A 21,826-nucleotide genomic window follows, 5' to 3' on the forward strand; every position below is an offset into this window, starting at 1 on the left:
CCGACCCAGGCCTCGCCCCGCGCCAGCGTCAGCACCGCCGGCAAGGCCAGCGCGGACAAGCCGCAGGCCAGCGCAGCCGCGCCCAGCAGGCTGCCGCGCGGATGCGCCGCCCAGCGTCCGCGCGTGACGCACGACAGCACCGCCGCTGCCATCAGCACGACACCGAACATCTCGCTCCCCTGCCCCTCGCCGATCAGCACGCCGAGCGCCACGGCCAGCAGCACGCCGCACGCCCTCCGGTGCAGGCCGCTCGCCTTGGGCAGCATCATCGCCCCCGCCACCAGCGCGCCGACGGCCGCCATCGGCCGGTGCGTGCCCGCATCGAAATGTCCGCCCACCGCCCACACCAGCAGCCCCTGCCCTGCCAGCGACAAGGCCAGCCCCATCTGGTCGGTGAACAGGCCGCCACGTCGGAACAGCGCAATCGCCGTAACGCACAGCGCGGCCCCGACCACGCCCTGCCCCGCCATGCCGAGGCCGATCGCCGGCAGCACCACCGCCGACACGATCAACAGCGACGCGAACCATGCCGCCAGCGCCTGAAGCAGCATCAGCCACCACGGGCCGGGGCGCTGTGCCACCAGCGCCCGATGCCCCTCGGCATCGACGATGCCGTGCTCGCGCAGCAGCTCTGCAAACGTCAATCCACCCCCACTCATGATCCGCTCCCGCCGCCACCCGCGCGATGGAGGCGCGTCAGCCACCAGCCCGCCGCGCTGGAAGCGAGGATCACGAACAGCCCCAACCCGTTCAAGGCCAGGAAGTCATGCGCGTCGAGCAGGCGCGCCAACCCCGCGGTCAGCACCGCGATCGCGGCATAGCTCAGCAACGCGAGCATCGCGACGTCCCGCCGCCACAGGCCATACACCAGGCCGCCAGCCGTCGCCGCCAGCGCAAACGCCGTCAAGCCCTGCCGAAAGCCGGGTTCGAACCAGCCCGCCACCGCCGCCACGCACAGCGGCACCACCACGCCGATCGCCGCCAGCCTCGCCATCCAGCGCCGTGCATCGCACAGCAGGCAGCGCCCCAGCAGTTCGAACGCAAGCAGGACCGCCAGATTCAGCCCCGCCACCAGCAACAAGGAATACAGATGGAACAGGGCATCGAAATACCACCACAGCGCGGACTGCGACAAGGCGCGCAGCAGCGCCATGTTGGCCACCGCCAGCCACAAGGCCCAGTTGGCCGACGAGCGCGACAACAGCACGAAAGGCAGCATCAGCGCCGCCCAGGCCGCAAACAGCTCCCACACGTCCGCACCGGTCTGGTAGCTCTGGCCGATCAGCGCCAGCAGCGCGCCGGTGGCGATGCAGGCGCCGAACAGCGCCGCCCGAAAGAGCACGCCGCGCGGCGGCGCCCACAGCGCGGCCAGCCCGCACCCCAGCAAGGCCGCAGCCGCCAGCCCGAATTTGGCAAAGCGGTGCAGGGCATCCCAGTTGTAGGCGAAGAAGAAGACCACGCCCGCGCCCAGCAGCAGCGCGCCGCCGAACGCCAGCAGGCGGTCGAGCATCCACCGCCAGTCCCGCGGCCCCGGATGCAGCGCCCCGTGGCCGCCCGCCCGCTCGAGCTGCTCTTGCGCCAGGACGCCCGCCTCGGCGAGGTGGAAGAGCTGTGCGCGCTGTTCGAAAGTCCAGTTCATGAAAAACGACGCCGAGGCAGGAAAAAAGGGCACGCATCCCGGTAATCGTTCACGGCGTCGGCCACTTCATCAATGCAGCTTGACCAATGCCGTGCTTCTCTTGACGAGCGCCCTGGCAATCGCCAGCACCACCGTGCGCCCGAAACCGAGAATGGCCTTGTGATGCATCAGGTGCAGGCTGATGTAGAGCCACCTCGCAAAGAGGCCATCGACGAACAGCGAGCCGCCTGTCAACGAGCCCATCAGGCTGCCCACGCTGGTCTGCGTACCCAGGGAAACCAGGGAGCCGTAGTCCTTGTAGCAATAGGGCTGCTTTACGGGCTCACGCCCCTCGACAGCGCTCATGATCGCGTTGTAGACGTAAGCCGCCTGCTGATGCGCGGCCTGGGCCCTTGGCGGAACGGGCTTGCCATCGGCCTGCATGCACGATGCGCAATCGCCGAGGGCATAGATATGCTCATGGCCCTTGACGTTCAACCTGTCCGTCACTTCGATCTGCCCGATCCTGTTCGTCGGGAAGCCCAATGAAGCAAGGAAGTCCGGCGCCTTGATCCCCGCGGCCCAGACGCACATGTCAAAATCGTATCTTTTCCCGCCCGCGTCGAGCAGATGATCCTTCTCTATGCGGCTGACGCGGCAATTCGTCACCACCGCGACGTTTCTCTTGGCCAGAAGATGGGTCGCGCCATTGGACACCCGCTCGCTCAGCGGCGCCAGGATGCGGCCGGAGCCTTCGAGCAAGGAGATCCTCACGTCGGTGTTGGGCTCCAGATGGGTGAAACCGTAGTTCGCATAGATTCCGCCCGCTTCACGCAGCTCGGCCGCAAGCTCGACGCCGGTGGCGCCGCCGCCGATGATCACCACGTCGATGGCGCCCGCATTGCCTTTGGCCTTTTCGTTCTCCGCACGAATCATCTGGGCCATCATCTCGGCCCTGAAGCGGTCCGCATCCTGGGGGCTGTTCAGCGAGATGGTGTTCTCGTCCGCTCCGGGCGTGTTGTAGTAATTCGACGTGCTGCCGACGGAAATGCAAAGCCTGAAGAACTTGATCCTGCGCTCCGGATACACGAGCCCACCATTTTCGCCCCCCAATGCCGATACGACGATTTCATTCGCTGCCACGTCGATGCCCGAGAACGTCCCATACACGAAAGTGAAGTTGTTCTGGTACGCGAGCATTGGATACGACAGGCCCTCCTGGTTCATATCCAATGTGCCGGCGGCCACTTCGTGAAGCGTGGGCTTCCATATGTGGGTCAGGTTCCGCTCCACGAGAACCACCTTGTCGCGTCCGAGCTTTCTGCCCAGCCTGCAGACCAGTTCCAACCCGCCTGCGCCGCCGCCTATGACGACGATACTGCCACTCCGGGCATTCTCCATTTTTTCCTCGGACTCCGCTGGGTTGGGAATGAAGAATAACCACTCTCGTTGCCGGCGGCCAGTACGCCGGACTCAAGCCATTCGCCCCCTCTTCCGCCCAGTTCCCCAAGCGCGACGGGCGATCCGCACGCCCCGTGCCGGGCCGGGGCGCGCCCCGGAAAGCACCGGGACCTGGCTCGGTTTGCCGGAATGGCCGGCAACGGTCAGCGCTTCAGCACCGCGATCGCGCTCATCGTCATCAGCGCGCCGGGTTTCGGCAGCGCGGCAATCGCCACCACGGCCCGGGCCGGGTAGGGTTCGGCAAAGAACTCGGCGTAGGCCCGGTTCATTTCGTGGAAGTCGTCCACATCCACCAGATTGACCTGGACGTTGACGATGTCGTCGAGCGTGCCGCCAGCCGATTCGAGCATGGCCCGGAAGTTCTGCAGGATCTGCTTCGACTGCCGGTAGGCGTCATCTCCGGCCAATTGGCCGGTCTCGGGGTCGACACCGGGCGTACCCGAGATGAAGACCTGGGCACCCGCCACGACGGCGTGGCTGTAGGGACCGATGGGCGGGAAAAGCGAAGTCTGAACGGGCGTTCTGGGCATACTGGGCTCGCGAGGAAAGAAAAAGAAGGAATACGGCGGTTTCACGCCCTGCGCTTCAACCTGGCCGGCAGCATCAGGCCCGGCCCCGCTCATCCTTTACGGCCTGCGCCCACAGCACCAGGGCGCAGAACAGGATCAGCGACAACCACTTCAGCACCGAGCAAACCGTGCTGATCAGGTAGATCGACGGCACGCCGAAGCGCGGCATTTCGGTGAGCCACCAGTGCAGGCCGTTTTCCGCCGCGTCGAAGGCGGCCGCCAGTGGCAGCACGAAGGGCGCAGCGGCGCGTGAAATCCGCGGCAACTGCGAAAAAATCCGGGTATGGGCCGCGAGCAGCCACCCGAACGCACCATAGCCAAGCAGGACGAGGCCGTCGAACGGGAGCCAGCGGCGGTACAGCGCAAGCCCTTCGGGCGGCCAGAAGTGGATGATCTCGCCGAATACCTTCGGGCTCCACGCGAGCTGGAGCGCGATCACGCTCGGCTTGAGTCCGGCAAGATGCCAGGCCATCACCAGCCACGATGCCGCGGTGAGTACGCCGCTGATCCAGACTGCACGCATTCACATCGCTCCGCCAAACACGCCACCCGCCACGCTGCTCCCGCCAGCCCACCGACGGCCCCCGGAAAAACGAAACCCGGCCGCAGCCGGGTCCCAGTGCTGCGCCGCCCAACGACCGCGGCCACAGAACCCCGCCGGCTTCAGCCGACGATGGTCTGCGCTTCGCCGTCCTTGCGCGCGTCGATGCGGCCGATGCGGTACACCGTCTCGCCCGCCGCCTTCAGCGCAGCTTCGGCCGCGTCGGCGTCGGCCGCCGACACCACCACCGCCATGCCGATGCCGCAGTTGAACACACGGTACATCTCCTGCATGTCGACCTTGCCTTGCTGCTGCAGCCACTGGAACAGCGGCGGCAGCGTCCAGCTCGTGGCGTCGACGCGGGCGGTGAGTTCCTCGCGCAGGATGCGCGGCACGTTCTCGGTGATGCCGCCGCCGGTGATGTGGGCCATGCCCTTGACCACGCCGGGCACCGCCTGCATCAGCGCCAGCAGCGGCTTGACGTAGATGCGGGTGGGCTCCATGACCACGTCGCGCAGCTTGCGGCCGTGGAAATCGGCGTCGAGGTCGGGTCTGGCGACTTCGATGATCTTGCGGATCAGCGAATAGCCGTTGGAATGCGCCCCGCTGGAGGCCAGGCCCAGCAGGACGTCGCCCGGCACGATGCGGCTGCCGTCGATGATGTCGGCCTTTTCCACCGCGCCGACGGCAAAGCCGGCGAGGTCGTACTCGCCCGCCGGGTACATGCCCGGCATTTCGGCGGTTTCGCCGCCGATCAGCGCGCAGCCGGCCAGTTCGCAGCCCTGGGCGATGCCTTTGACCACATCGGCGGCGGTATCGACGTCGAGCTTGCCGCAGGCGAAGTAGTCGAGGAAGAACAGCGGTTCGGCACCCTGCACGAGGATGTCGTTGACGCTCATCGCCACCAGGTCCTGGCCGACGGTGTCGTGCTTGTCAAGCTGGAAGGCGAGCTTGAGCTTGGTGCCGACGCCGTCGGTGCCAGACACCAGCACCGGCTCCTTGTACTTTTTCGACAGCTCGAACAACGCGCCGAAACCGCCGATGCCACCCAGCACCTCGGGCCGCATGGTGCGCTTGGCGAAGGGCTTGATACGGTCGACCAGGGCGTCGCCGGCTTCGATGTCCACGCCCGCGTCGCGGTAGGAGAGCGGGGCTTGGTTGGAGGAGGTGGGTGCGCTCAAGATCGTTCCTCTGGGCTTGCGAAATGCCGGGCCTGTCCCCGGCCGGCGCCCTCTGGCGGCGCCCCGGCTTGAGGCCGCAACGCCAAGTGGCTACATTTACGGATTCCGCGGGGGACGTGCTCCCGCGCCAAGTCCGCGATTTTACTTGAAATGAACCCTCCCCGCGCCGATCGTCTGCAAACCTTTACCTGGGCCGCCGCGGGCATCGCGCTGGTCGGGCTGTTCTGGCTGCTGGGGCCCATCCTGGCGCCTTTCGTGGTCGGCGCGGTGTTCGCCTACATCTGCGACCCCGCGGTCAACTGGATGGTCGCGCGCCGCGTGCCGCGCGCGCTGGCGGTGCTGCTGGTGATCATCGCGCTGGGCCTGGTGCTGGTGACGCTGGCGCTGATCCTGGTGCCGATGGTGTACCGCGAAGGCGTGATGCTGATGGGCCGCCTGCCCGACCTGGTCGAGATGTTCAACGCCAAGGTCTCGCCGCTGCTGCAGGCGCGGCTGGGCGTCCGGATACAGCTCGACGCCGCCCAGTTCCGCCAGTTGATCGCCGACAACTGGAGCAACGCGCAGGACCTGGTGCCGATCGTGCTCGGCCACCTCAAGACGGGCGGCATGGCGCTCATCGCCTTCGTCGCCAACCTGTTCCTGATTCCGCTGGTGATGTTCTACCTGCTGCAGGAATGGCCGCGCCTGCTGACCGAACTGCAGCGCATCGTGCCGCGCCCCTGGCTCGATCGGACGATGACGATCATCAACGACATCGACTCGGTGATGTCGGAATTCCTGCGTGGACAGTTGTCGGTGATGGCGCTGCTGGCGGTGCTCTACAGCCTGGGGTTGTGGCTCGCGGGGCTGAACTTCTGGCTGCCGGTGGGCGTGCTGACCGGTCTGCTGGTGTTCATTCCCTACGTCGGCTACGGCGGCGGGCTGATCCTCGCCATTCTCGCCGCGCTGCTGCAGGCCGAGGGCTGGCCGCTGCTGATCGGCGTGGGCATCGTGTATGGGCTGGGCCAGTTGATCGAGAGTTTCCTGCTGACGCCCTACCTGGTCGGCGAACGCATCGGCCTGCATCCGCTGGCGGTGATCTTCGCGCTGATGGCCTTCGGCCAGTTGTTCGGCTTCGTCGGCGTGCTGGTGGCGCTGCCCGTCAGCGCGGCGCTGCTGGTGGGCCTGCGCGAGGTGCGCAATGCCTGGTTCGCCAGCCCGGTGTATCTCGGCACCCAGTCCACGCCCGTCATCACGCAGGAGCGTGACTGACGATGAACGGCACGCGATGAAGCAGCTCGTCCTCGACATCCGCCCCGACGCCCCCCCCACGCTGGAGAACTTCGTCGCCGGCGCCAACGCCGAACTGGTGGCCACGGTATCCCTGCTGGCCGCGACCTCGACCGCGCGGCAACTGCCGGCGCGCCATGTGTATGTGTGGGGCCCGGCGGGCAGCGGCCGCAGCCACCTGCTGCGCGCGAGCATTGCGCTGGCGCGGGAGTCTGGCCGCCCGACCCACCTCCTCGCCGCCGACGACGTGGACGACGCCCTGCCCGAGACCGCCGACGCCCTGGTGGCGGTGGACGACATCGACCGGCTGTCGCCCGAGGCGCAGGTCGCGCTGTTCAACGCCTTCAACCGCAGCCGCGGCAACGGCCAGTCGCTGCTGCTCGCCGGGCCCGCCGCGCCGCTCGGGCTGTCGCTGCGCGAAGACCTGCGCACCCGCATCGGCCAGAGCCTGGTCTACGAGGTACAGCCGCTGGACGACGACTCCCGCGCCACCATCCTCGCGACGCTGGCCGAACGCCGCGGCCTGCGGCTGGCCGACGAGGTGGTCGACTTCCTGCTGCGCCACGGCCGGCGCGAGCTGCCCAGCCTGCTCGCGGTGCTCGACGCGCTCGATGCCGCCTCGCTCGAACGCAAGCGCCCGATCACCCTGCCGCTGCTGCGCGAGATGATGCAGCAGGGGCTGCAGATCTGAACACGCACCGGACCCCGGCGTCCGGCCCGCCCCATCCATCCCCTTCCGACCTTCCACTGGAGCCCCAACGTGAATCTCGTTCTCTTCGATCTCGACAACACCCTGCTCGCCGGCGACTCCGATTTCGCCTGGGCGCAGTTCCTGATCGGCAAGGGCGTGCTCGACCGCGAAGTGCAGGAAGCCAGGAACATCGAGTTCTACGAACACTACAAGGCCGGCACGCTCGACATCGACGCCTTCCTCGACTTCCAGCTCGCCCCGCTCGCCCGCCACACGCGGACGGAACTCGACGCCTGGCACCGCGAGTTCATGGACCAGGCCGTGCGCCCGATGATCACCGCCAAGGCGCGCGCGCGGGTACGCCAGCACCTCGACGAGGGCGCGCTGGTCGCGGTCGTCACCGCCACCAATGCTTTCGTCACCGGCCCGATCGTGCGCGAATTCGGCATCGCCCATCTCGTCGCCACCGTTCCGGCACAGGAGAACGGCGCCTTCACCGGCAAGGCGCGCGGCACGCCGGCTTTCCAGGCAGGCAAGATCGAGCGCGTCGAGGCCTGGCTGGAATCGCTCGGCCTGCACCTGGGCAGCTTCGAGCGCAGCTGGTTCTACAGCGACTCGCACAACGATCTGCCGCTGCTGAAGCACGTTTCCGACCCCATTGCGGTCGACCCGGACGACACCTTGCGCGCCCATGCCGGCCAGCACGGCTGGCCGCTGATCTCGCTGCGCTGATGCACGAGGCGCGCTCGCTCCGGGCGATCGGTTATCATTGGCGGCTTATGCAAGGACAACGCCTTTTCCGATGATCCGCAAGCTGCTGCGCAAGGTTTTCAAGCGCCCGGCGCAATCCGTCCGCCACGAACCCGCCCTGATCCCGGTCGAACGCCACGGCATTCGACGCGAACAACTCTCGCCCGCCGCGCGCAAGGTCTGTGCCGTGCTGCAGGAAAAGGGCTATACGGCCTTCGTCGTCGGCGGCGCGGTGCGCGACCTGCTGATCGGCCATCCACCCAAGGACTACGACGTCGCCACCAGCGCCACGCCGGAAGAGGTGCGCGCCGCCTTCCGCCGCTCGCGCATCATCGGCCGCCGCTTCAAGATCGTGCACGTCATGAGCGGGCCGGAGACGATCGAGGTCTCCACCTTCCGCGCCGGCCAGGACGCCGAATCGGCCGAGACCGACGAGCACGGCCGCGTGCTGCGCGACAACGTCTATGGCAGCCAGGAAGAAGACGCCACGCGGCGCGACTTCACCGTCAACGCGCTGTACTACGACCCCGCCAGCGAAACCATCGTCGACTACCACCACGGCGTGGCCGACATCCAGCACAAGACGCTGCGCATGATCGGCGACCCGCGCACGCGCTACCGCGAAGACCCGGTGCGCATGCTGCGCGCGGTGCGCCTCGGCGCCAAGCTGGGCCTGACGATCGACCCCGCCGCCAGCCACCCGATCCGCGACATGGCGGTGCTGCTGGAGAACGTCCCCGCCGCACGCCTGTTCGACGAGATGCTGAAGCTGCTGTTCTCGGGCTACGCGGTCAAATGCCTGAAGCAACTGCGCGAGGAAGGCCTGCACCACGGCCTGCTGCCACTGCTCGACGTCATCCTCGAACAACCGATGGGCGAGCGCTTCGTCTGGCTGTCGCTCGAGAACACCGACGAGCGCGTGCGCCAGGACAAATCCGTCTCGCCCGGCTTCCTGTTCGCCACCCTGCTGTGGCACGAGGTGCTGGCCACCTGGGAAAAGAAGAAGGCCGCCGGCGAGCATTCGCAGCCGGCGCTGTTCGAGGCGATGGACGAGGTGCTCGACGCCCAGGCCGGCAAGCTCGCCATCACCCGCCGCATCGTCGGCGACATCAAGGACATCTGGGCGCTGCAGCCGCGCTTCGACAAGCGCGCGGGCAAGACGCCCTACCGCCTCATCGAGCAGCCGCGCTACCGCGCCGGCTGGGATTTCCTGCGCCTGCGCGCGCAGGCCGGCGAGATTCCGATGGAAATCGTCGACTGGTGGGACCGCTTCGCCCACGCCGGCCACGACGAGCGCGACGCCCTGATCCGCCAGGCGCCGGCCGACGCCGCCCCCGCGGCGAAGAAGCGCCGCCGCAAGCGGCGCAAGCCCGCAGACGCGGCAAGCCCGGCCGAAACCGCCTGAAGCCCGCGGCACCGATGAGTTCCTGTACGCGCGCCTTCGTCGCGTTCGGCGCCAATCTCGGCGATCCGGCCGCGGCTTTCTCCCTGGCGCTGCAGCGCCTCGCCGAACTGCCCGGCACCCGGGTCGTGGCCCATTCCTCCCTTTACCGCAGCGCGCCGGTCGGCGTGGAGGGCCAGCCCGACTACATCAACGCCGTGATCGAACTGTCCACGGCGCTGGCCGCCCGCCCGCTGCTCGACGCGCTGCTGTCGATCGAGCACGAAGGCGGCCGCACGCGCGACAGCCGCATGGCGCCGCGCACCATGGATCTCGACCTGCTGCTGCACGGCGACGCGGTCATCGACGAGCCCGGCCTGCAGGTGCCGCACCCGCGCATGCACCTGCGCGCCTTCGCCCTGGTGCCGCTGGCCGAAATCGCCCCCGACGCCGCCATCCCCGGCCACGGCCCGGCGGCGGCGCTGCTGCCCGGCGTCGCCGGCCAGGCGATCGCACGCGCCTGAGCGCCCGACACCTTCCACACGCCCGCATCCCGCCCGGCACGCGGTTCCCGCCCCCTTCCCTCCGCTTCGAGCCCACCATGCCCGCCTGGCTCCAGTCCGCCACCACGGCCTTCACCGCCAACCCGGTCTGGCTGCAGACCGCGCTGCTGCTCACCGCCTCCAACGTCTTCATGACCTTCGCCTGGTACGGCCACCTGAAGAACATGCAGGGCAAGGCCTGGTATGTGGCCGCCGTGGTGAGCTGGGGCATCGCGCTGTTCGAGTACCTGCTGCAGGTGCCGGCCAACCGCATCGGCGCCACCGCGCTGAATCTCGCCCAACTCAAGATCATGCAGGAAGTGATCACGCTGCTGGTGTTCGTCCCCTTCGTCGTGCTGTACATGAAGCAGCCGATCAAGCTTGACTATCTCTGGGCCGCCTTGTGTATGCTTGGCGCGGTTTACTTCATCTTCCGCAGCTAACGCGGGGCAAAGGCGGCACGCGCATGCTCGACAAAGCACACTACATCGTCGTCGAAGGCCCGATCGGCGCGGGCAAGACCTCGCTCGCGAAGCGTCTGGCCGAACGCCTGCAGGCCGAAACCATGTTCGAGCAGGCCGAGTACAACCCTTTCCTGTCGCGCTTCTACCAACAGCCCGAGCGCTGGGCGATGGCGACGCAGTTGTCCTTCCTGTTCCAGCGCATCGACCAGCTCGCCGCGCTCGGCCCCATCTCGGAAGAACGCCGTATCGTGTCGGATTTCATCCTCGACAAGGACAGGCTGTTCGCCGAGCAGAACCTCAGCCCGGACGAACTGGCCCTGCACCAGCGCATCTACGACAGCGTGAAACCCGCCGAGGCGCCTAAGCCCGACCTGGTGATCTACCTGCAGGCCCGCGCCGACACGCTGATGGAGCGCGTCCACAAGCGCGGGCTGGAGGCCGAGCGGCGCATCACCGAGGCCTACCTGCAACAGGTTTCCGACCGCTACACGCGCTACTTCTACCAGTACGAGGCGGCACCACTGTTCATCGTCGACGCCGGCAAACTCAACCCGGTCGACAACGACGACGACTTCGAAATGCTGCTTTCCCGCCTGCGCGACATGCGCGGCTACCGCGAGTTCTTCGGCTACGCGGGGTAAACCCCTACCCACATTTGGGTCAATGAACTTGTGCAATGCACCAGTTTGGTGGAAAACTCCGCCCTCCCATCAGGAGCGATGAATGAGCTATCTCCAGGACCAGAAGCCCGTCACTCTTTTCGAGCTTGGCAAGATGCGCGCCGAAGGCCGCAAGATCGCGATGCTCACCGGCTATGACGCGAGTTTCGCAGCACTGCTCGGCCGCGCGGGCATCGACGTCGTGCTGATCGGCGACTCCCTCGGCAATGTGCTGCAGGGGCAGAAATCCACGCTGCCGGTCACGCTCGAACACATGGCCTACCACACCGAATGCGTGGCGCGCGCCGCTGCCCGCCCGCTGGTGCTGACCGACATGCCCTTCGGCTCCTGTCACGAAAACCCCGAACAGGCGATGCGCAACGCCGCCCGCCTGATGGCCGCGGGCGCGCAGATGGTCAAGATCGAAGGCGGCGAGTTCATGGCCGAGACCGTGCGCTTCCTCGTCGAGCGCGGCGTGCCGGTGTGCGGCCACATCGGCCTCACGCCGCAGTCGGTGCACCAGCTCGGCGGCTACCGCGTGCAGGGCCGCAGCGACGAAGGCGCGGCCCGCATGAAGGCCGACGCGCTGGCGCTGGAGCAGGCCGGCGCCGCGCTGCTGGTGATGGAAATGGTGCCGGCCGCCCTCGCCGCCGAGATCACCGCCAGCCTGAGCACGATGGCTACGATCGGCATCGGCGCCGGCCCGGCCTGCGACGGCCAGGTGCTGGTATTGCACGACATGCTCGGCATCTTCCCCGGCAAGACCGCACGCTTCGTGCGCAACTTCATGGAAGGCGCGGCCAGCATCGAGGACGCGGTCGCCCGCTATGTCGCCGCAGTGCGCGACGGCAGCTTCCCGGCCGCCGAGCACTGCTACTGAACCGTGGCGCGCGACGTCCTTCCAATCACGCCATAGACGCTTCCGCATGCAGATCCATCACACCCTCGCAAGCCTGCGCGCCGCCCGTGCCACCGCCGGCAAGGTCGCCCTCGTGCCCACCATGGGCAACCTGCACGAAGGCCACATCACGCTGATGCGCCAGGCGGGCGAAGAGGCCGACTGCGTCATCGCCAGCATCTTCGTGAACCGCCTGCAGTTCGGCGCCGGGGAAGACTTCGACCGCTACCCCCGCACCCTGGCGGCCGACTGTGAAAAACTCGCCGCCGTCGGCGTCAGGCACGTCTTCGCGCCGGACGAGGCCGAAATGTATCCACAGCCGCAGCGCTACCATGTCGAGCCGGCCCCCGCCCAGGTCTCGATCCTCGAAGGCGAGTTCCGCCCCGGGCATTTCCGCGGCGTCGCCACCGTGGTGCTCAAGCTGCTCAACATCGTGCAGCCCGACATCGCGCTGTTCGGCAAGAAGGACTACCAGCAGTTGATGGTGCTGAGCAACATGGTGCGCGAACTCGCGCTGCCGGTCGAAGTGCTGCCCGGCGACACCGTGCGCGCCGCAGACGGCCTGGCGCTGTCGTCGCGCAACGGCTACCTGAGCGCCGACGAGCGCAGCCGCGCGACGCTGCTGTACCGCCTGCTGTCGCGCATCCGCGATGCCGTGCGCACCGGCGACCACGACCTGCTCAAACTGGAAACCGAGGCCATGGCCGAACTGGCCGCCGCGGGCTGGGAGCCCGACTACGTCGCCGTGCGCCGCCGCGCCGACCTGCAGCCGCCGCTGCACATGGATGATCCGCTGGTGGTGTTGGCCGCGGCGAAGCTGGGCCGCACCCGGCTGATCGACAATCTGGAGATCTGAGCCCGGCGCGGACATCAGGGTTCGCCCCTGCTTGCGCTTCAGCGCGCCCCGGACCAACCTATATCGAGAACAAACGGCCGCCCCCGGCGGCCTTGCCGTACCAGCAAGCGGTACACAACCGGAGGAGGGAGAGAAACGATGGCGACGAGCGTTAAACAGATTCTTGAGCAGAAAGGCAGCGTTTTCCATTCGGTGCGTCCGACCGACTCGGTGTTCGATGCCCTGTCGCTGATGGCGCAGTTCGACATCGGCTGTGTGCTGGTCACCGAGAACGACCACCTGGTGGGCATCTTCACCGAGCGCGACTACGCCCGCAAGGTCGTGCTCAAGGGCCTGGTGTCGCGCGACATCCGCGTCGGCGACCTGATGACGCCCAACCCCTGCACCGTGACGCCCACCAACACGGTCGACGAAGTCATGCACACCATGACCGAAAACCGCTTCCGCCACCTGCCGGTCGTCTACCAGGGCAGGATCATGGGCGTGGTCACCATCGGCGACATGGTCAAATCCGTCGTCAGCCAGCAGCAGGCCACGATCCGGCAGCTCGAAAGCTACATCGCCGGCGACCTCGCCGCCGAGTGAGCCGGCCGCCGCTGGGCGGCGTCTGAACGAGCATCCATGCAAAACGCCGGGGCGAAGCCCGGCGTTTTGCTTTCACGGCCCGCGGACGAGTGGCTCAGGCGCCGTCGAGCGCCTTGCCGACCACCTCCGCCACGTCCGGCGACAGGCCCTCGCTCGCCAGCACGCGTTCGAGCTGGGCACGGATGCTGGCCTGCAGCGCCGGCGTGAAGCGGCGCCAGCTTTCCAACGCACGCGCCATGCGTGCCGCGACCTGCGGATTTCTGCCGTTCAGCGCGATCACCTGTTCGGCCCAGAAGGCATGGCCGCTGCCGTCGGCGGCATGGAACTCACCAGGGTTGGCGCGGAAATAGGTACCCAGCAGCGCATAGACCTTGTTGGGATTCGACAGGCTGAACGCCGGGTCGGACAGCAGCGCGCGCACCCGGTCGAGCACCGGTGCCGCCGCATCGTCCCAGCGCCAGGCGCCGGCCTGCAGCGCGAACCATTTGTCGAGCACCAGCGCATCGTCGCGGTAGCGCGCATGGAAGGCCTCCAGCGCCGCCTCGCGGGCCGGGTGGGTGCTCTGCACCAGCGCGGCCAGGGCGCCGAAACGCTCGGTCATGTTGCTTGCGGCCTCGAAGCGCGTCTGCGCCCTGGCCAGCCCTTCGCCATCACCGGCGGCGGCCAGGTAGCGCAGTGCGAGGTTCGCCAGCGCACGCCGTCCCGCGTCGGCGGGGTGGTAGCGGTACTCGCCCGGCACCTGCATGGCGTCGAACAAGGCCAGCCAGTCGGCGGCCAGGCGCTCGCCCAGCGTGCGCATCAGGCGCACCAGGGCCGCCCGCAGCGCCAGCGGCTCGGCGGGTGCCATGCGTTCGAGCAGATAGGCTTCACCCGGCAGCGCCAGCGCCTGGGCGCGGAAAGCGGGGTCGAGCGCGCCATCGCCGAGCAGCGCGCGGAAGGCCGCGACGAAGGCGTCGGGCACCGGCGCGGCGGCATCGGCCGCCATCGCCAGCACGACACGCTCGGCATAGCGCTGCGCCGCGTCCCAGCGGTTGAAAGGGTCTGCGTCGTGCGCCATGCGGAAGGCGAGGCGCGCGTCATCCTCGTCCAGTTCGAGCACCACCGGCGCCGAAAAGCCGCGCAGTAGCGAAGGCACAGGCTCGGCGGCCAGGCCGACGAAACGGAAACGCTGCTCGTCCGCGGTGAGCTTGAGCACGCGCGTGGTGGCGCCGTCCTGCGCCTCGCCGTCGAGCCGCAGCGCGCAGTCGCGCCCGTCCGGCCCGATCAGGCCCACCGCCACCGGAATCACCAGCGGCAGCTTGGCATGCTGGCCCGGCGTCGCCGGCGTGTACTGGGCCAGCGTCAGCGTGTAGCTGCCCACGGCGGCATTCCACTCGCCGCTCGCCTTCACGCGCGGCGTGCCGGCCTGGCTGTACCACCGCATGAACTGGTCGAGGTCGAAACCGTTGTTGGCCTCGGACATCACCTCGACGAAGTCGTCGCAGGTCACCGCCTCGCCGTCGTGGTAGCTGAAGTACAGGTCCATGCCGTTGCGGAAGCCTTCCTGCCCCAGCAGGGTGTGCAGCATGCGGATGACTTCGGCACCCTTCTCATACACCGTGGCGGTGTAGAAGTTGTTGATCTCCTGGTAGCTGTCCGGGCGGATCGGATGCGCCATCGGCCCGGCATCCTCTGGAAATTGCGCGGCGCGCAGCACGCGCACATCGTCGATGCGCTTGACCGCGCGCGCCGAGGCCGCGCCCTCCGCGCCGGCTGCGCGCGCCAGCATGTCGGCGGAGAACTGCTGGTCGCGGAACACCGTCAGCCCTTCCTTCAACGTGAGCTGGAACCAGTCGCGGCAGGTGACGCGGTTGCCGGTCCAGTTGTGGAAGTACTCATGGGCGACCACGCTCTCGACATGCTCGTAATCGATGTCGGTGGCGGTGTCCGGCTTGGCCAGCACGAACTTGGTGTTGAAGATGTTGAGGCCTTTGTTCTCCATCGCCCCCATGTTGAAATCGGCCACGGCGACGATCATGAAGCGGTCGAGGTCCAGCTCCAGGCCGAAGGTCTCCTCGTCCCAGCGCATCGAATGCACCAGCGAATCCATCGCATGCCCGCAGCGGTCGAGGTTGCCTTCTTCCACCCATACCTGCAGCAGCACCTCGCGGCCGGACATCGTTTGCACCGTGCGCTCCAGCGCCACCAGATCGGCGGCGACCAGCGCGAACAGGTAGCACGGCTTCGGGAACGGGTCTTCCCAGCGCGCATAGTGGCGGCCGTCCGGCAGTTCGCCCTGCCCGATCAGGTTGCCGTTGGACAGCAGCACCGGACAGTTCGCACGGTCGGCCTCCAGCGTGACGGTGAAGCGCGCCATCACGTCTGGGCGGTCGGGGAAGCAGGTGATGCGGCGGAAGCCTTCCGCCTCGCACTGGGTGAAGAAGCCGCCGTTGGACAGGTAGAGTCCCGACAGCGTGGTGTTGGCCTTGGGGTCGATGCGGGTACGCACCTCGACCACCACGCGATCGCCGCCGGCATCGATCTCGATCAGCGCCCCACTCTCGCGCAGCGCGGCTGGCGCCTGGCCATCGACCGTCAGCGACAGGCGTTTCAGGTCCTCGCCCCACAGCCGGATCGGCCCCGCGTCCGCATCTGGGTTGCGCACGCACAGCATGCGGTTGGTGACGACGGTGGCTTCGGGATCGAGGGCAAAGTGCAGGTCGACGGTCTCGACCGTCCAGGACAGCGGCCGATAGTCGGCACGCTGGATCGTTGGGGCGTGTTCTGTTTTCATGGTTTCTCCGGCCTCCGCGCGAGAGGCGCGGAAAGGCGGGAGTTTACGCTGTGCGGGGGCCGGGGGACAGCGTGGAAGCTACCGAGTCAGTGATGCAGTTTCTCTTGCAGCCATATCTTGATGAGCGACTGATAAGGCACGTCGTGCGCATTGGCGGCAGCCTTGATGTCGTCCCGCTACCGCGAACCCCGTATCATGCGCCGCACGACCGCCTTCTCCGCCTCCACCAGCAGCAGTACCGCCACGCCGAAGCCCAGAATCCGCAGCCATGCATCCGGCGCCAGCCCTGCGGTGCCGAACAGCGCCTGCATCGCCGGCAGATAGGTAAACAGCGCCTGGCAAACCAGCAGCAGGCCGATCGCCCACAGCACGTAGCGGTTGCCGAGGAGGCCCGCGCGGTTGAGCACTGGCCCCGTCAGGCTGCGCATGTTGAAGAGATAGAACACCTCGCCGGCCAGCACCGCGTTCACCGCCACCGTGCGCGCCGCGGCCAGGCTCGCGCCCCGCCCCAGTTCCCACAGGAACAGGCCCATGCCGCCCGCCACCAGCAGCAGGCCGACGAAGAGGATGCGCCACAGCAGGAAGGGCGTCAGCAGGGGCTCGCGCGGGTCGCGCGGGCGGCGCTGCATGATGTCGGGCTCGGCCTTCTCGAAGGCCAGCGCCAGCGCCAGCGTGACCGCGGTGATCATGTTGACCCACAGTATCTGCGCCGGCGTGATCGGCATCGTCAGCCCGAACAGCACAGCGAAGAACACGATGCCGGCCTGGCCGATGTTGGTCGGCAGGATGTAGGCGAAGGCCTTCTTCAGATTGTCATACACCGTGCGCCCTTCTTCGACGGCCGCCGCGACCGAGGCGAAGTTGTCGTCGGCAAGCACCATTTCGGCCGCCTCCTTGGCGGCCTCGGTGCCTTTCTGCCCCATCGCGACGCCAACGTCGGCGCGCTTGAGGGCGGGCGCATCGTTGACGCCGTCGCCGGTCATCGCCACCACTTCGCCGCCCGCCTGCAGCGCCTTGACCAGGCGCAGTTTGTGCTCGGGGCTGGCGCGGGCGAAGATTTCCGTTTCCCGCACCGCCTGCGCCAGCGCCGCGTCGTCCATGCGCTCGATCTCGGCGCCGGTGACGGCGCGCACCTCGCGCGCAAGGCCGAGCAGCTGGCCGATGGCGCGCGCGGTGGCAGCGTGGTCGCCGGTGATCATCTTGACGCGGATACCCGCCGCCACGCAGGCCTGCACCGCGCGCACGGCTTCGTCGCGCGGCGGGTCGGTGATGCCGAGCACGGCGAGCAGCACGAATTCGCCCTGCTCCACGTCGTCGAAACGCAGGCCGTCGAGCCGCCCCGCCACACGCCGCTCGGCCACCGCCAGCAGGCGCATGCCTTCGCCCGCGGCCTCGCCCATCGGCCCGTGCCACGCTGCGGCATCGAGCGGCCGCGCTCGTCCGTCCAGCCCGGCGCAGGCGCCGCACAGCGCCATCACGCGCTCCGGCGCGCCCTTCAGCATGATCCATGCATCGGCGCGATGATCGTGGTGCAGCGTGGCCATGAAACAATGCTCGGATTCGAACGGAATGAGGTCGTCGCGCGGCAATTCGTCGCGCTGCAGGCGGGGATCGATGCCGGCCTTCAGCGCCAGCGTCAACAGCGCCCCCTCGGTGGGATCGCCGACCACGCGCCAGGCGCCGTCCTGGAGGCTCAGCCCGGCGTCGTTGCACAGCAGCGCGGCGCGGCCGACCTGGCGCAACAGGGGCGCGTCCTCCGGCTGCAGACCATGCCCGCCGGATTCGAAGCCGCCATGCGGCGCATAGCCCGCGCCGCTGACGGCCAGGCTGCCGTCGGCAGTGATCACGCGCTGCACCGTCATCTCGTTGCGCGTCAGCGTGCCGGTCTTGTCGGAACAGATGACGGTGACCGAGCCGAGCGCCTCCACCGCCGGCAGGCGGCGGATGATGGCGCGCCGCCGCGCCATGCGCTGCACGCCGATGGCGAGCGTGATCGTCATGATCGCCGGCAGCCCTTCCGGGATCGCCGCCACCGCCAGCCCGACCGCGGCGAGGAACATGTCGCCCGGCGCATAGCCCCTCAGCAGGGTGCCGAAGGCGAAAGCCCCGACCGCCACGCCGAGGATGACCCAGGTCAGCATCGCGCTGAAGGCCGCCACCTGCCGCAGCAGCGGCGTGCTCATCGGCTCGACTGCGTCGAGCATCGCGCTGATGCGCCCGATCTCGGTGCCGGCGCCGGTGGCGACCACCACCCCGCTGCCCTGGCCATAGGTGACGAGCGTGCCCGAATAGGCCATCGAGCGGCGGTCGCCGAGGCTGGTGTCGATGGCGACAGCGTCGGGCGATTTCTCCACGGGCTGCGCCTCGCCGGTCAGCACGGCCTCGTCGATACGCAGGCTGCGCACGTCGATCAGGCGCAGGTCGGCCGGGACCTTGTCGCCCGAGGCGAGGAAGACGATGTCGCCCGGCACCAGTTCGCCGGCGTCCACCTCCTGCCGCCGCCCGTCGCGCAGCACCTGGGCGTGGGGCGAGAGCATGTCGCGGATGGCGTCGAGCGCGCGTTCGGCCTTGCCTTCCTGCAGGAAACCGATGAGGGCGTTGATGAGCACCACGCCGAAGATGACGCCCGAATCGACGTGATGGCCGAGCAGCAGCGTGACCACCCCGGCCGCCAGCAGCACGTAGATGAGCACGTTGTGGAACTGCAGCAGGAAGCGCTTCAGCGGCCCGTTGCGGGGCGGCTCGGGCAGCGTGTTGGGGCCGTGCCGCACTCGCCGCCGCGCCGCCTCCGCGGCGGCGAGCCCTGCGTGGCGGCCGACGCTCAGCCCGTTCAGGCAGTCGTCGGCGCTGCGGGCATGGGGATGATCGTGTTCGGCGGAAGGAGAAGAAACGGATGCTGCAGAAGGTATCGGGGATGACATGGTTCGCCTGGACGCGAACGCCGGCTGTCCGCCGGCCGCTCCGCGCCGAGAAGTGGATCGCATGCATGATGCTACTCCCAGGCCGCGGCAAAGTTCCCCGGATGCGCCCCCGGCGCGGCGAGGCGCAGCGGATCAGGCCTTGGCCGCGGGCGGCAGCAGGACGATGCACGCCCCCGCCAGACGGTCGTGCAGAAACTGCCGGTCGCGGTCGATCAGCGCCCACAGCAGGCCGACGCCGAACAGCAGCACCGACGGCCAGCACAGCGCATAGCGCAGCCAGCAGCGGCCCGGCGACAGGCCTCGGCCGTCCGCGGCATCGACCAGTTGCAGCCGCCAGGTCTGCATCGCCAGGGTCTGGCCATGGCGGCGCCAGTACCAGACGAAGTAGCCGCCCAGCACGGCGAAGATGTGCAGCCAGGCGAACCAGCCCGGCGGCGAGATCCCGAAGCCGACCCCCAGCATCAGGTAGGGGACGAGGAAGGTCAGCGCCAGCACGCCGAGCAGCAGCATCGACTCGTACAGCATGCTCGCCAGCCGCCGCCGCAGGCCGGCGAGCTCGACGCTGGGGCGTTCGCTCCGCACTGCTGCGGTGGCGGGCGAGGCGGCGGCTGCCGGGCGTTGGGCGTTGCGCTTCATGAAGGGATCCGGTGAGGGTTCTGCGCCCGAATGGGCGCGGGCGCCGATGGCGGCACCAAAAAAAGATGGTTGGGGCGGAAGTGCGGAACGGATCGCGCGCCGCGGACAGGGTGCACCGAAGGCCGGAGCGCAAAGGCCCCAGCCGCGCGGCATCGCCCGGCAAAGACCATGACAACTCACTACCCATCGCATCCAAACCAGCGCGGCACAAGGCCGACGAGCACGAAAACGCCGTCCATCCGCCTTGACCAAACCCGTTGCGGCCGGTAACGTTGCGCGTTTCTTCAAACGACTTGTCGAGTGAGTTTGCGATGGTGCTTACCGGAGCCGAAATTGTAATCAGGTGCCTGCAGGAAGAAAAGGTCGAGTATGTCTTCGGCTATCCCGGCGGCGCCGTACTGTACATTTATGACGCTCTGTTCCAGCAGGAGGCCGTCCGTCACGTCCTGGTGCGCCACGAGCAGGCTGCGGTGCACGCCGCCGACGGCTACGCGCGCAGCACCGAGAGGGTCGGCGTCGCGCTGGTGACCTCGGGCCCCGGCGCGACCAACGCCGTCACCGGCATCGCCACCGCCTTCTGTGACTCGATTCCGCTGGTGGTGATCTCCGGCCAGGTGCCCACCGCCGCCATCGGCCAGGACGCCTTCCAGGAGGTCGACACCGTCGGCATCACCCGTCCCTGCGTCAAGCACAACTTCCTGGTGAAGGACGTGCGCGACATCGCCTCGACGATCAAGAAGGCCTTCTACCTGGCGAAGACGGGCCGCCCCGGGCCGGTGCTGGTCGACATCCCCAAGGACGTGTCGATGCACAAGTGCGAGTTCGAGTATCCGAAGGAGATCTCGATGCGCTCGTACAACCCGGTGGTCAAGGGCCATTCCGGCCAGATCAAGAAAGCCGTCCAGCTGCTGCTCGAAGCCAAGCGCCCGATGATCTACACCGGCGGCGGCGTCGTGCTGTCCAACGCGGCCGAACAGCTCACCCGGCTCACCCGCCTGCTCGGCTATCCGATCACCAACACCCTGATGGGCCTGGGTGGCTATCCGGCCAGCGACCGCCAGTACCTCGGCATGCCCGGCATGCACGGCACCTACGAAGCCAACATGTCGATGCACTACTCCGACGTGCTGCTGGCCGTCGGCGCCCGCTTCGACGACCGCGTGATCGGCCTGCCCTCGCACTTCGCCGAAGAGCCGCGCAAGATCATTCACATCGACATCGACCCCTCGTCCATTTCCAAGCGCGTCAAGGTCGACGTGCCGATCGTCGGCGACGTGAAGGAAGTGCTGGAAGAGATGATCCGCCAGCTCGAAAGCGGCGAGGCCCGCCCGAACCCCGAGGCGCTCGCCGCCTGGTGGAAGCAGGTCGAGGAATGGCGCGGCCGCAACTGCATGGTCTACAAGAATTCGGACGAGATCATCAAGCCGCAGTTCGTGGTGCAGAAGCTGTGGGAAGTGACCGGCGGCGAGGCCATCGTCACCTCCGACGTCGGCCAGCACCAGATGTGGGCCGCGCAGTATTACCGCTTCGACAAGCCGCGCCGCTGGCTCAACTCCGGCGGCCTGGGCACGATGGGCGTCGGCATGCCCTACGCCATGGGCGCCAAGCTGGCCAATCCGGACATGCCCGTCGCCTGCATCACCGGCGAGGCCTCGATCCAGATGAACATCCAGGAGCTGTCGACCTGCAAGCAGTTCCGCCTGCCGATCAAGATCTGCAACCTCAACAACCGCTACCTGGGCATGGTGCGCCAGTGGCAGCAACTGTTCCACGGCCAGCGCTACTCCGAGTCCTACATGGACTCGCTGCCCGACTTCGCCAAGCTGGCCGAATCCTACGGCCACGTCGGCATCCGCGTGGACAAGCCGGGTGACGTCGAGGGCGCGATCCGCGAGGCCTTCACGACGCACAAGAACGAGCTCGTGTTCCTGGACTTCCAGGTCGACCAGACGGAAAACGTCTATCCGATGGTGCAGGGCGGCAAGGGCCTCACCGAGATGATCCTGTCCGCCGAAGACCTGTAATCGCCCT

Annotated in this window: 21 protein-coding genes; 11 read left to right on the forward strand and 10 right to left on the reverse strand. The window is 68.0% G+C overall.

The genetic code is table 11. The features are described 5' to 3' along the window. The 6 genes from C666_RS12465 to purM all read right to left on the reverse strand — a co-directional run. Positions 1-659, reverse strand: a 659-nt coding sequence (locus tag C666_RS12465; RefSeq protein WP_157280493.1) for a DUF4401 domain-containing protein, incomplete at its 3' end; no start/stop codon positions are given. Further along, positions 656-1,639 carry a DUF2157 domain-containing protein gene (locus C666_RS12470; protein ID WP_004339716.1) on the reverse strand — a complete coding sequence of 328 codons (984 nt, stop codon included), beginning with the start codon at positions 1,637-1,639 and terminating at the stop codon, positions 656-658. The genes C666_RS12465 and C666_RS12470, both read right to left, overlap by 4 nt. A gap of 69 nt (positions 1,640-1,708) precedes the next feature. Continuing rightward, entirely contained in the window at positions 1,709-3,019 is a 1,311-nt protein-coding gene (locus C666_RS12475; RefSeq protein ID WP_004339719.1) for an NAD(P)/FAD-dependent oxidoreductase, read from the reverse strand. A 203-nt stretch (positions 3,020-3,222) separates the two neighbouring features. Further along, positions 3,223-3,609, reverse strand: coding sequence for a RidA family protein (locus tag C666_RS12480; protein ID WP_028792462.1), 387 nt, complete (start codon positions 3,607-3,609; stop codon positions 3,223-3,225). Between the two features lie 73 nt (positions 3,610-3,682). Then, positions 3,683-4,171: a hypothetical protein gene (locus C666_RS12485; RefSeq protein ID WP_004339722.1), complete on the reverse strand. Its 489-nt coding sequence runs from the start codon at positions 4,169-4,171 to the stop codon at positions 3,683-3,685. Positions 4,172-4,311: 140 nt separating this feature from the next. Continuing rightward, positions 4,312-5,370, reverse strand: a complete 1,059-nt coding sequence (gene purM / locus C666_RS12490; protein WP_004339725.1) for a phosphoribosylformylglycinamidine cyclo-ligase — start codon at positions 5,368-5,370, stop codon at positions 4,312-4,314. 150 nt (positions 5,371-5,520) lie between these two features. On the opposite strand from purM, the gene C666_RS12495 reads away from it, so the two are divergent. The 10 genes from C666_RS12495 (at position 5,521) to C666_RS12540 (ending at position 13,465) form a co-directional block, all read left to right on the forward strand. After that, positions 5,521-6,621 (forward strand): AI-2E family transporter, encoded by a 1,101-nt coding sequence (locus C666_RS12495; RefSeq protein WP_004339727.1) that lies wholly within the window; start codon positions 5,521-5,523, stop codon positions 6,619-6,621. Positions 6,622-6,637: 16 nt separating this feature from the next. Continuing rightward, a complete protein-coding gene (gene hda, locus C666_RS12500; protein ID WP_004339729.1) occupies positions 6,638-7,330 on the forward strand; it encodes a DnaA regulatory inactivator Hda in 693 nt (230 codons plus the stop codon). 69 nt (positions 7,331-7,399) lie between these two features. After that, complete coding sequence (locus C666_RS12505) at positions 7,400-8,062, forward strand: histidinol-phosphatase (RefSeq protein ID WP_004339730.1); 663 nt, start codon at positions 7,400-7,402, stop codon at positions 8,060-8,062. Positions 8,063-8,132: 70 nt separating this feature from the next. Then, positions 8,133-9,485 carry a polynucleotide adenylyltransferase PcnB gene (gene pcnB, locus C666_RS12510; protein ID WP_004339731.1) on the forward strand — a complete coding sequence of 451 codons (1,353 nt, stop codon included), beginning with the start codon at positions 8,133-8,135 and terminating at the stop codon, positions 9,483-9,485. Positions 9,486-9,499: 14 nt separating this feature from the next. Next, positions 9,500-9,985 carry a 2-amino-4-hydroxy-6-hydroxymethyldihydropteridine diphosphokinase gene (folK, locus tag C666_RS12515; protein ID WP_004339732.1) on the forward strand — a complete coding sequence of 162 codons (486 nt, stop codon included), beginning with the start codon at positions 9,500-9,502 and terminating at the stop codon, positions 9,983-9,985. A 77-nt stretch (positions 9,986-10,062) separates the two neighbouring features. Further along, positions 10,063-10,446, forward strand: coding sequence for a DMT family protein (locus C666_RS12520; RefSeq protein WP_004339734.1), 384 nt, complete (start codon positions 10,063-10,065; stop codon positions 10,444-10,446). Positions 10,447-10,469: 23 nt separating this feature from the next. Then, entirely contained in the window at positions 10,470-11,108 is a 639-nt protein-coding gene (locus C666_RS12525; protein ID WP_004339735.1) for a deoxynucleoside kinase, read from the forward strand. Positions 11,109-11,190: 82 nt separating this feature from the next. Then, on the forward strand, positions 11,191-12,006 hold the full coding sequence (panB, locus tag C666_RS12530) for a 3-methyl-2-oxobutanoate hydroxymethyltransferase (protein WP_004339737.1): 816 nt from the start codon (positions 11,191-11,193) through the stop codon (positions 12,004-12,006). A gap of 46 nt (positions 12,007-12,052) precedes the next feature. Next, entirely contained in the window at positions 12,053-12,880 is an 828-nt protein-coding gene (gene panC, locus C666_RS12535; RefSeq protein WP_004339739.1) for a pantoate--beta-alanine ligase, read from the forward strand. Positions 12,881-13,018: 138 nt separating this feature from the next. Next, positions 13,019-13,465: a CBS domain-containing protein gene (locus tag C666_RS12540; RefSeq protein ID WP_004339740.1), complete on the forward strand. Its 447-nt coding sequence runs from the start codon at positions 13,019-13,021 to the stop codon at positions 13,463-13,465. A gap of 94 nt (positions 13,466-13,559) precedes the next feature. Here the strand turns inward: C666_RS12540 and pepN are convergent, their stop codons facing one another. From pepN to C666_RS12555, 4 genes are all read right to left on the reverse strand, one after another. Beyond that, positions 13,560-16,238: an aminopeptidase N gene (gene pepN / locus C666_RS12545; RefSeq protein ID WP_004339742.1), complete on the reverse strand. Its 2,679-nt coding sequence runs from the start codon at positions 16,236-16,238 to the stop codon at positions 13,560-13,562. 86 nt (positions 16,239-16,324) lie between these two features. Next, positions 16,325-16,405 (reverse strand): hypothetical protein, encoded by an 81-nt coding sequence (locus C666_RS21195; RefSeq protein WP_154666284.1) that lies wholly within the window; start codon positions 16,403-16,405, stop codon positions 16,325-16,327. Positions 16,406-16,414: 9 nt separating this feature from the next. Continuing rightward, on the reverse strand, positions 16,415-19,159 hold the full coding sequence (locus C666_RS12550; RefSeq protein WP_051019961.1) for a cation-transporting P-type ATPase: 2,745 nt from the start codon (positions 19,157-19,159) through the stop codon (positions 16,415-16,417). 132 nt (positions 19,160-19,291) lie between these two features. Continuing rightward, entirely contained in the window at positions 19,292-19,795 is a 504-nt protein-coding gene (locus C666_RS12555; RefSeq protein ID WP_004339745.1) for an RDD family protein, read from the reverse strand. A 293-nt stretch (positions 19,796-20,088) separates the two neighbouring features. Here C666_RS12555 and C666_RS12560 point away from each other — a divergent pair, with 293 nt between their 5' ends. Next, positions 20,089-21,819 (forward strand): acetolactate synthase 3 catalytic subunit, encoded by a 1,731-nt coding sequence (locus C666_RS12560; protein WP_081593444.1) that lies wholly within the window; start codon positions 20,089-20,091, stop codon positions 21,817-21,819. The last annotated feature ends 7 nt before the right edge of the window (positions 21,820-21,826 follow it).

The sequence above is a fragment of the Thauera linaloolentis 47Lol = DSM 12138 genome, from assembly GCF_000310205.1.
GTDB classification, from domain to species: domain Bacteria; phylum Pseudomonadota; class Gammaproteobacteria; order Burkholderiales; family Rhodocyclaceae; genus Thauera; species Thauera linaloolentis.

What these genes read in the sequence shown, in the direction of transcription:
- C666_RS12470 (WP_004339716.1), bottom strand. Translation starts at nt 1,639, where the DNA reads ATGAACTGGACTTTCGAACAGCGCGCACAGCTCTTCCACCTCGCCGAG.
- C666_RS12475 (WP_004339719.1), bottom strand. Translation starts at nt 3,019, where the DNA reads ATGGAGAATGCCCGGAGTGGCAGTATCGTCGTCATAGGCGGCGGCGCA.
- C666_RS12480 (WP_028792462.1), bottom strand. Translation starts at nt 3,609, where the DNA reads ATGCCCAGAACGCCCGTTCAGACTTCGCTTTTCCCGCCCATCGGTCCC.
- C666_RS12485 (WP_004339722.1), bottom strand. Translation starts at nt 4,171, where the DNA reads ATGCGTGCAGTCTGGATCAGCGGCGTACTCACCGCGGCATCGTGGCTG.
- C666_RS12495 (WP_004339727.1), top strand. Translation starts at nt 5,521, where the DNA reads ATGAACCCTCCCCGCGCCGATCGTCTGCAAACCTTTACCTGGGCCGCC.
- hda (WP_004339729.1), top strand. Translation starts at nt 6,638, where the DNA reads ATGAAGCAGCTCGTCCTCGACATCCGCCCCGACGCCCCCCCCACGCTG.
- pcnB (WP_004339731.1), top strand. Translation starts at nt 8,133, where the DNA reads ATGATCCGCAAGCTGCTGCGCAAGGTTTTCAAGCGCCCGGCGCAATCC.
- folK (WP_004339732.1), top strand. Translation starts at nt 9,500, where the DNA reads ATGAGTTCCTGTACGCGCGCCTTCGTCGCGTTCGGCGCCAATCTCGGC.
- C666_RS12520 (WP_004339734.1), top strand. Translation starts at nt 10,063, where the DNA reads ATGCCCGCCTGGCTCCAGTCCGCCACCACGGCCTTCACCGCCAACCCG.
- C666_RS12525 (WP_004339735.1), top strand. Translation starts at nt 10,470, where the DNA reads ATGCTCGACAAAGCACACTACATCGTCGTCGAAGGCCCGATCGGCGCG.
- panB (WP_004339737.1), top strand. Translation starts at nt 11,191, where the DNA reads ATGAGCTATCTCCAGGACCAGAAGCCCGTCACTCTTTTCGAGCTTGGC.
- panC (WP_004339739.1), top strand. Translation starts at nt 12,053, where the DNA reads ATGCAGATCCATCACACCCTCGCAAGCCTGCGCGCCGCCCGTGCCACC.
- C666_RS12540 (WP_004339740.1), top strand. Translation starts at nt 13,019, where the DNA reads ATGGCGACGAGCGTTAAACAGATTCTTGAGCAGAAAGGCAGCGTTTTC.
- pepN (WP_004339742.1), bottom strand. Translation starts at nt 16,238, where the DNA reads ATGAAAACAGAACACGCCCCAACGATCCAGCGTGCCGACTATCGGCCG.
- C666_RS12550 (WP_051019961.1), bottom strand. Translation starts at nt 19,159, where the DNA reads ATGTCATCCCCGATACCTTCTGCAGCATCCGTTTCTTCTCCTTCCGCC.
- C666_RS12555 (WP_004339745.1), bottom strand. Translation starts at nt 19,795, where the DNA reads ATGAAGCGCAACGCCCAACGCCCGGCAGCCGCCGCCTCGCCCGCCACC.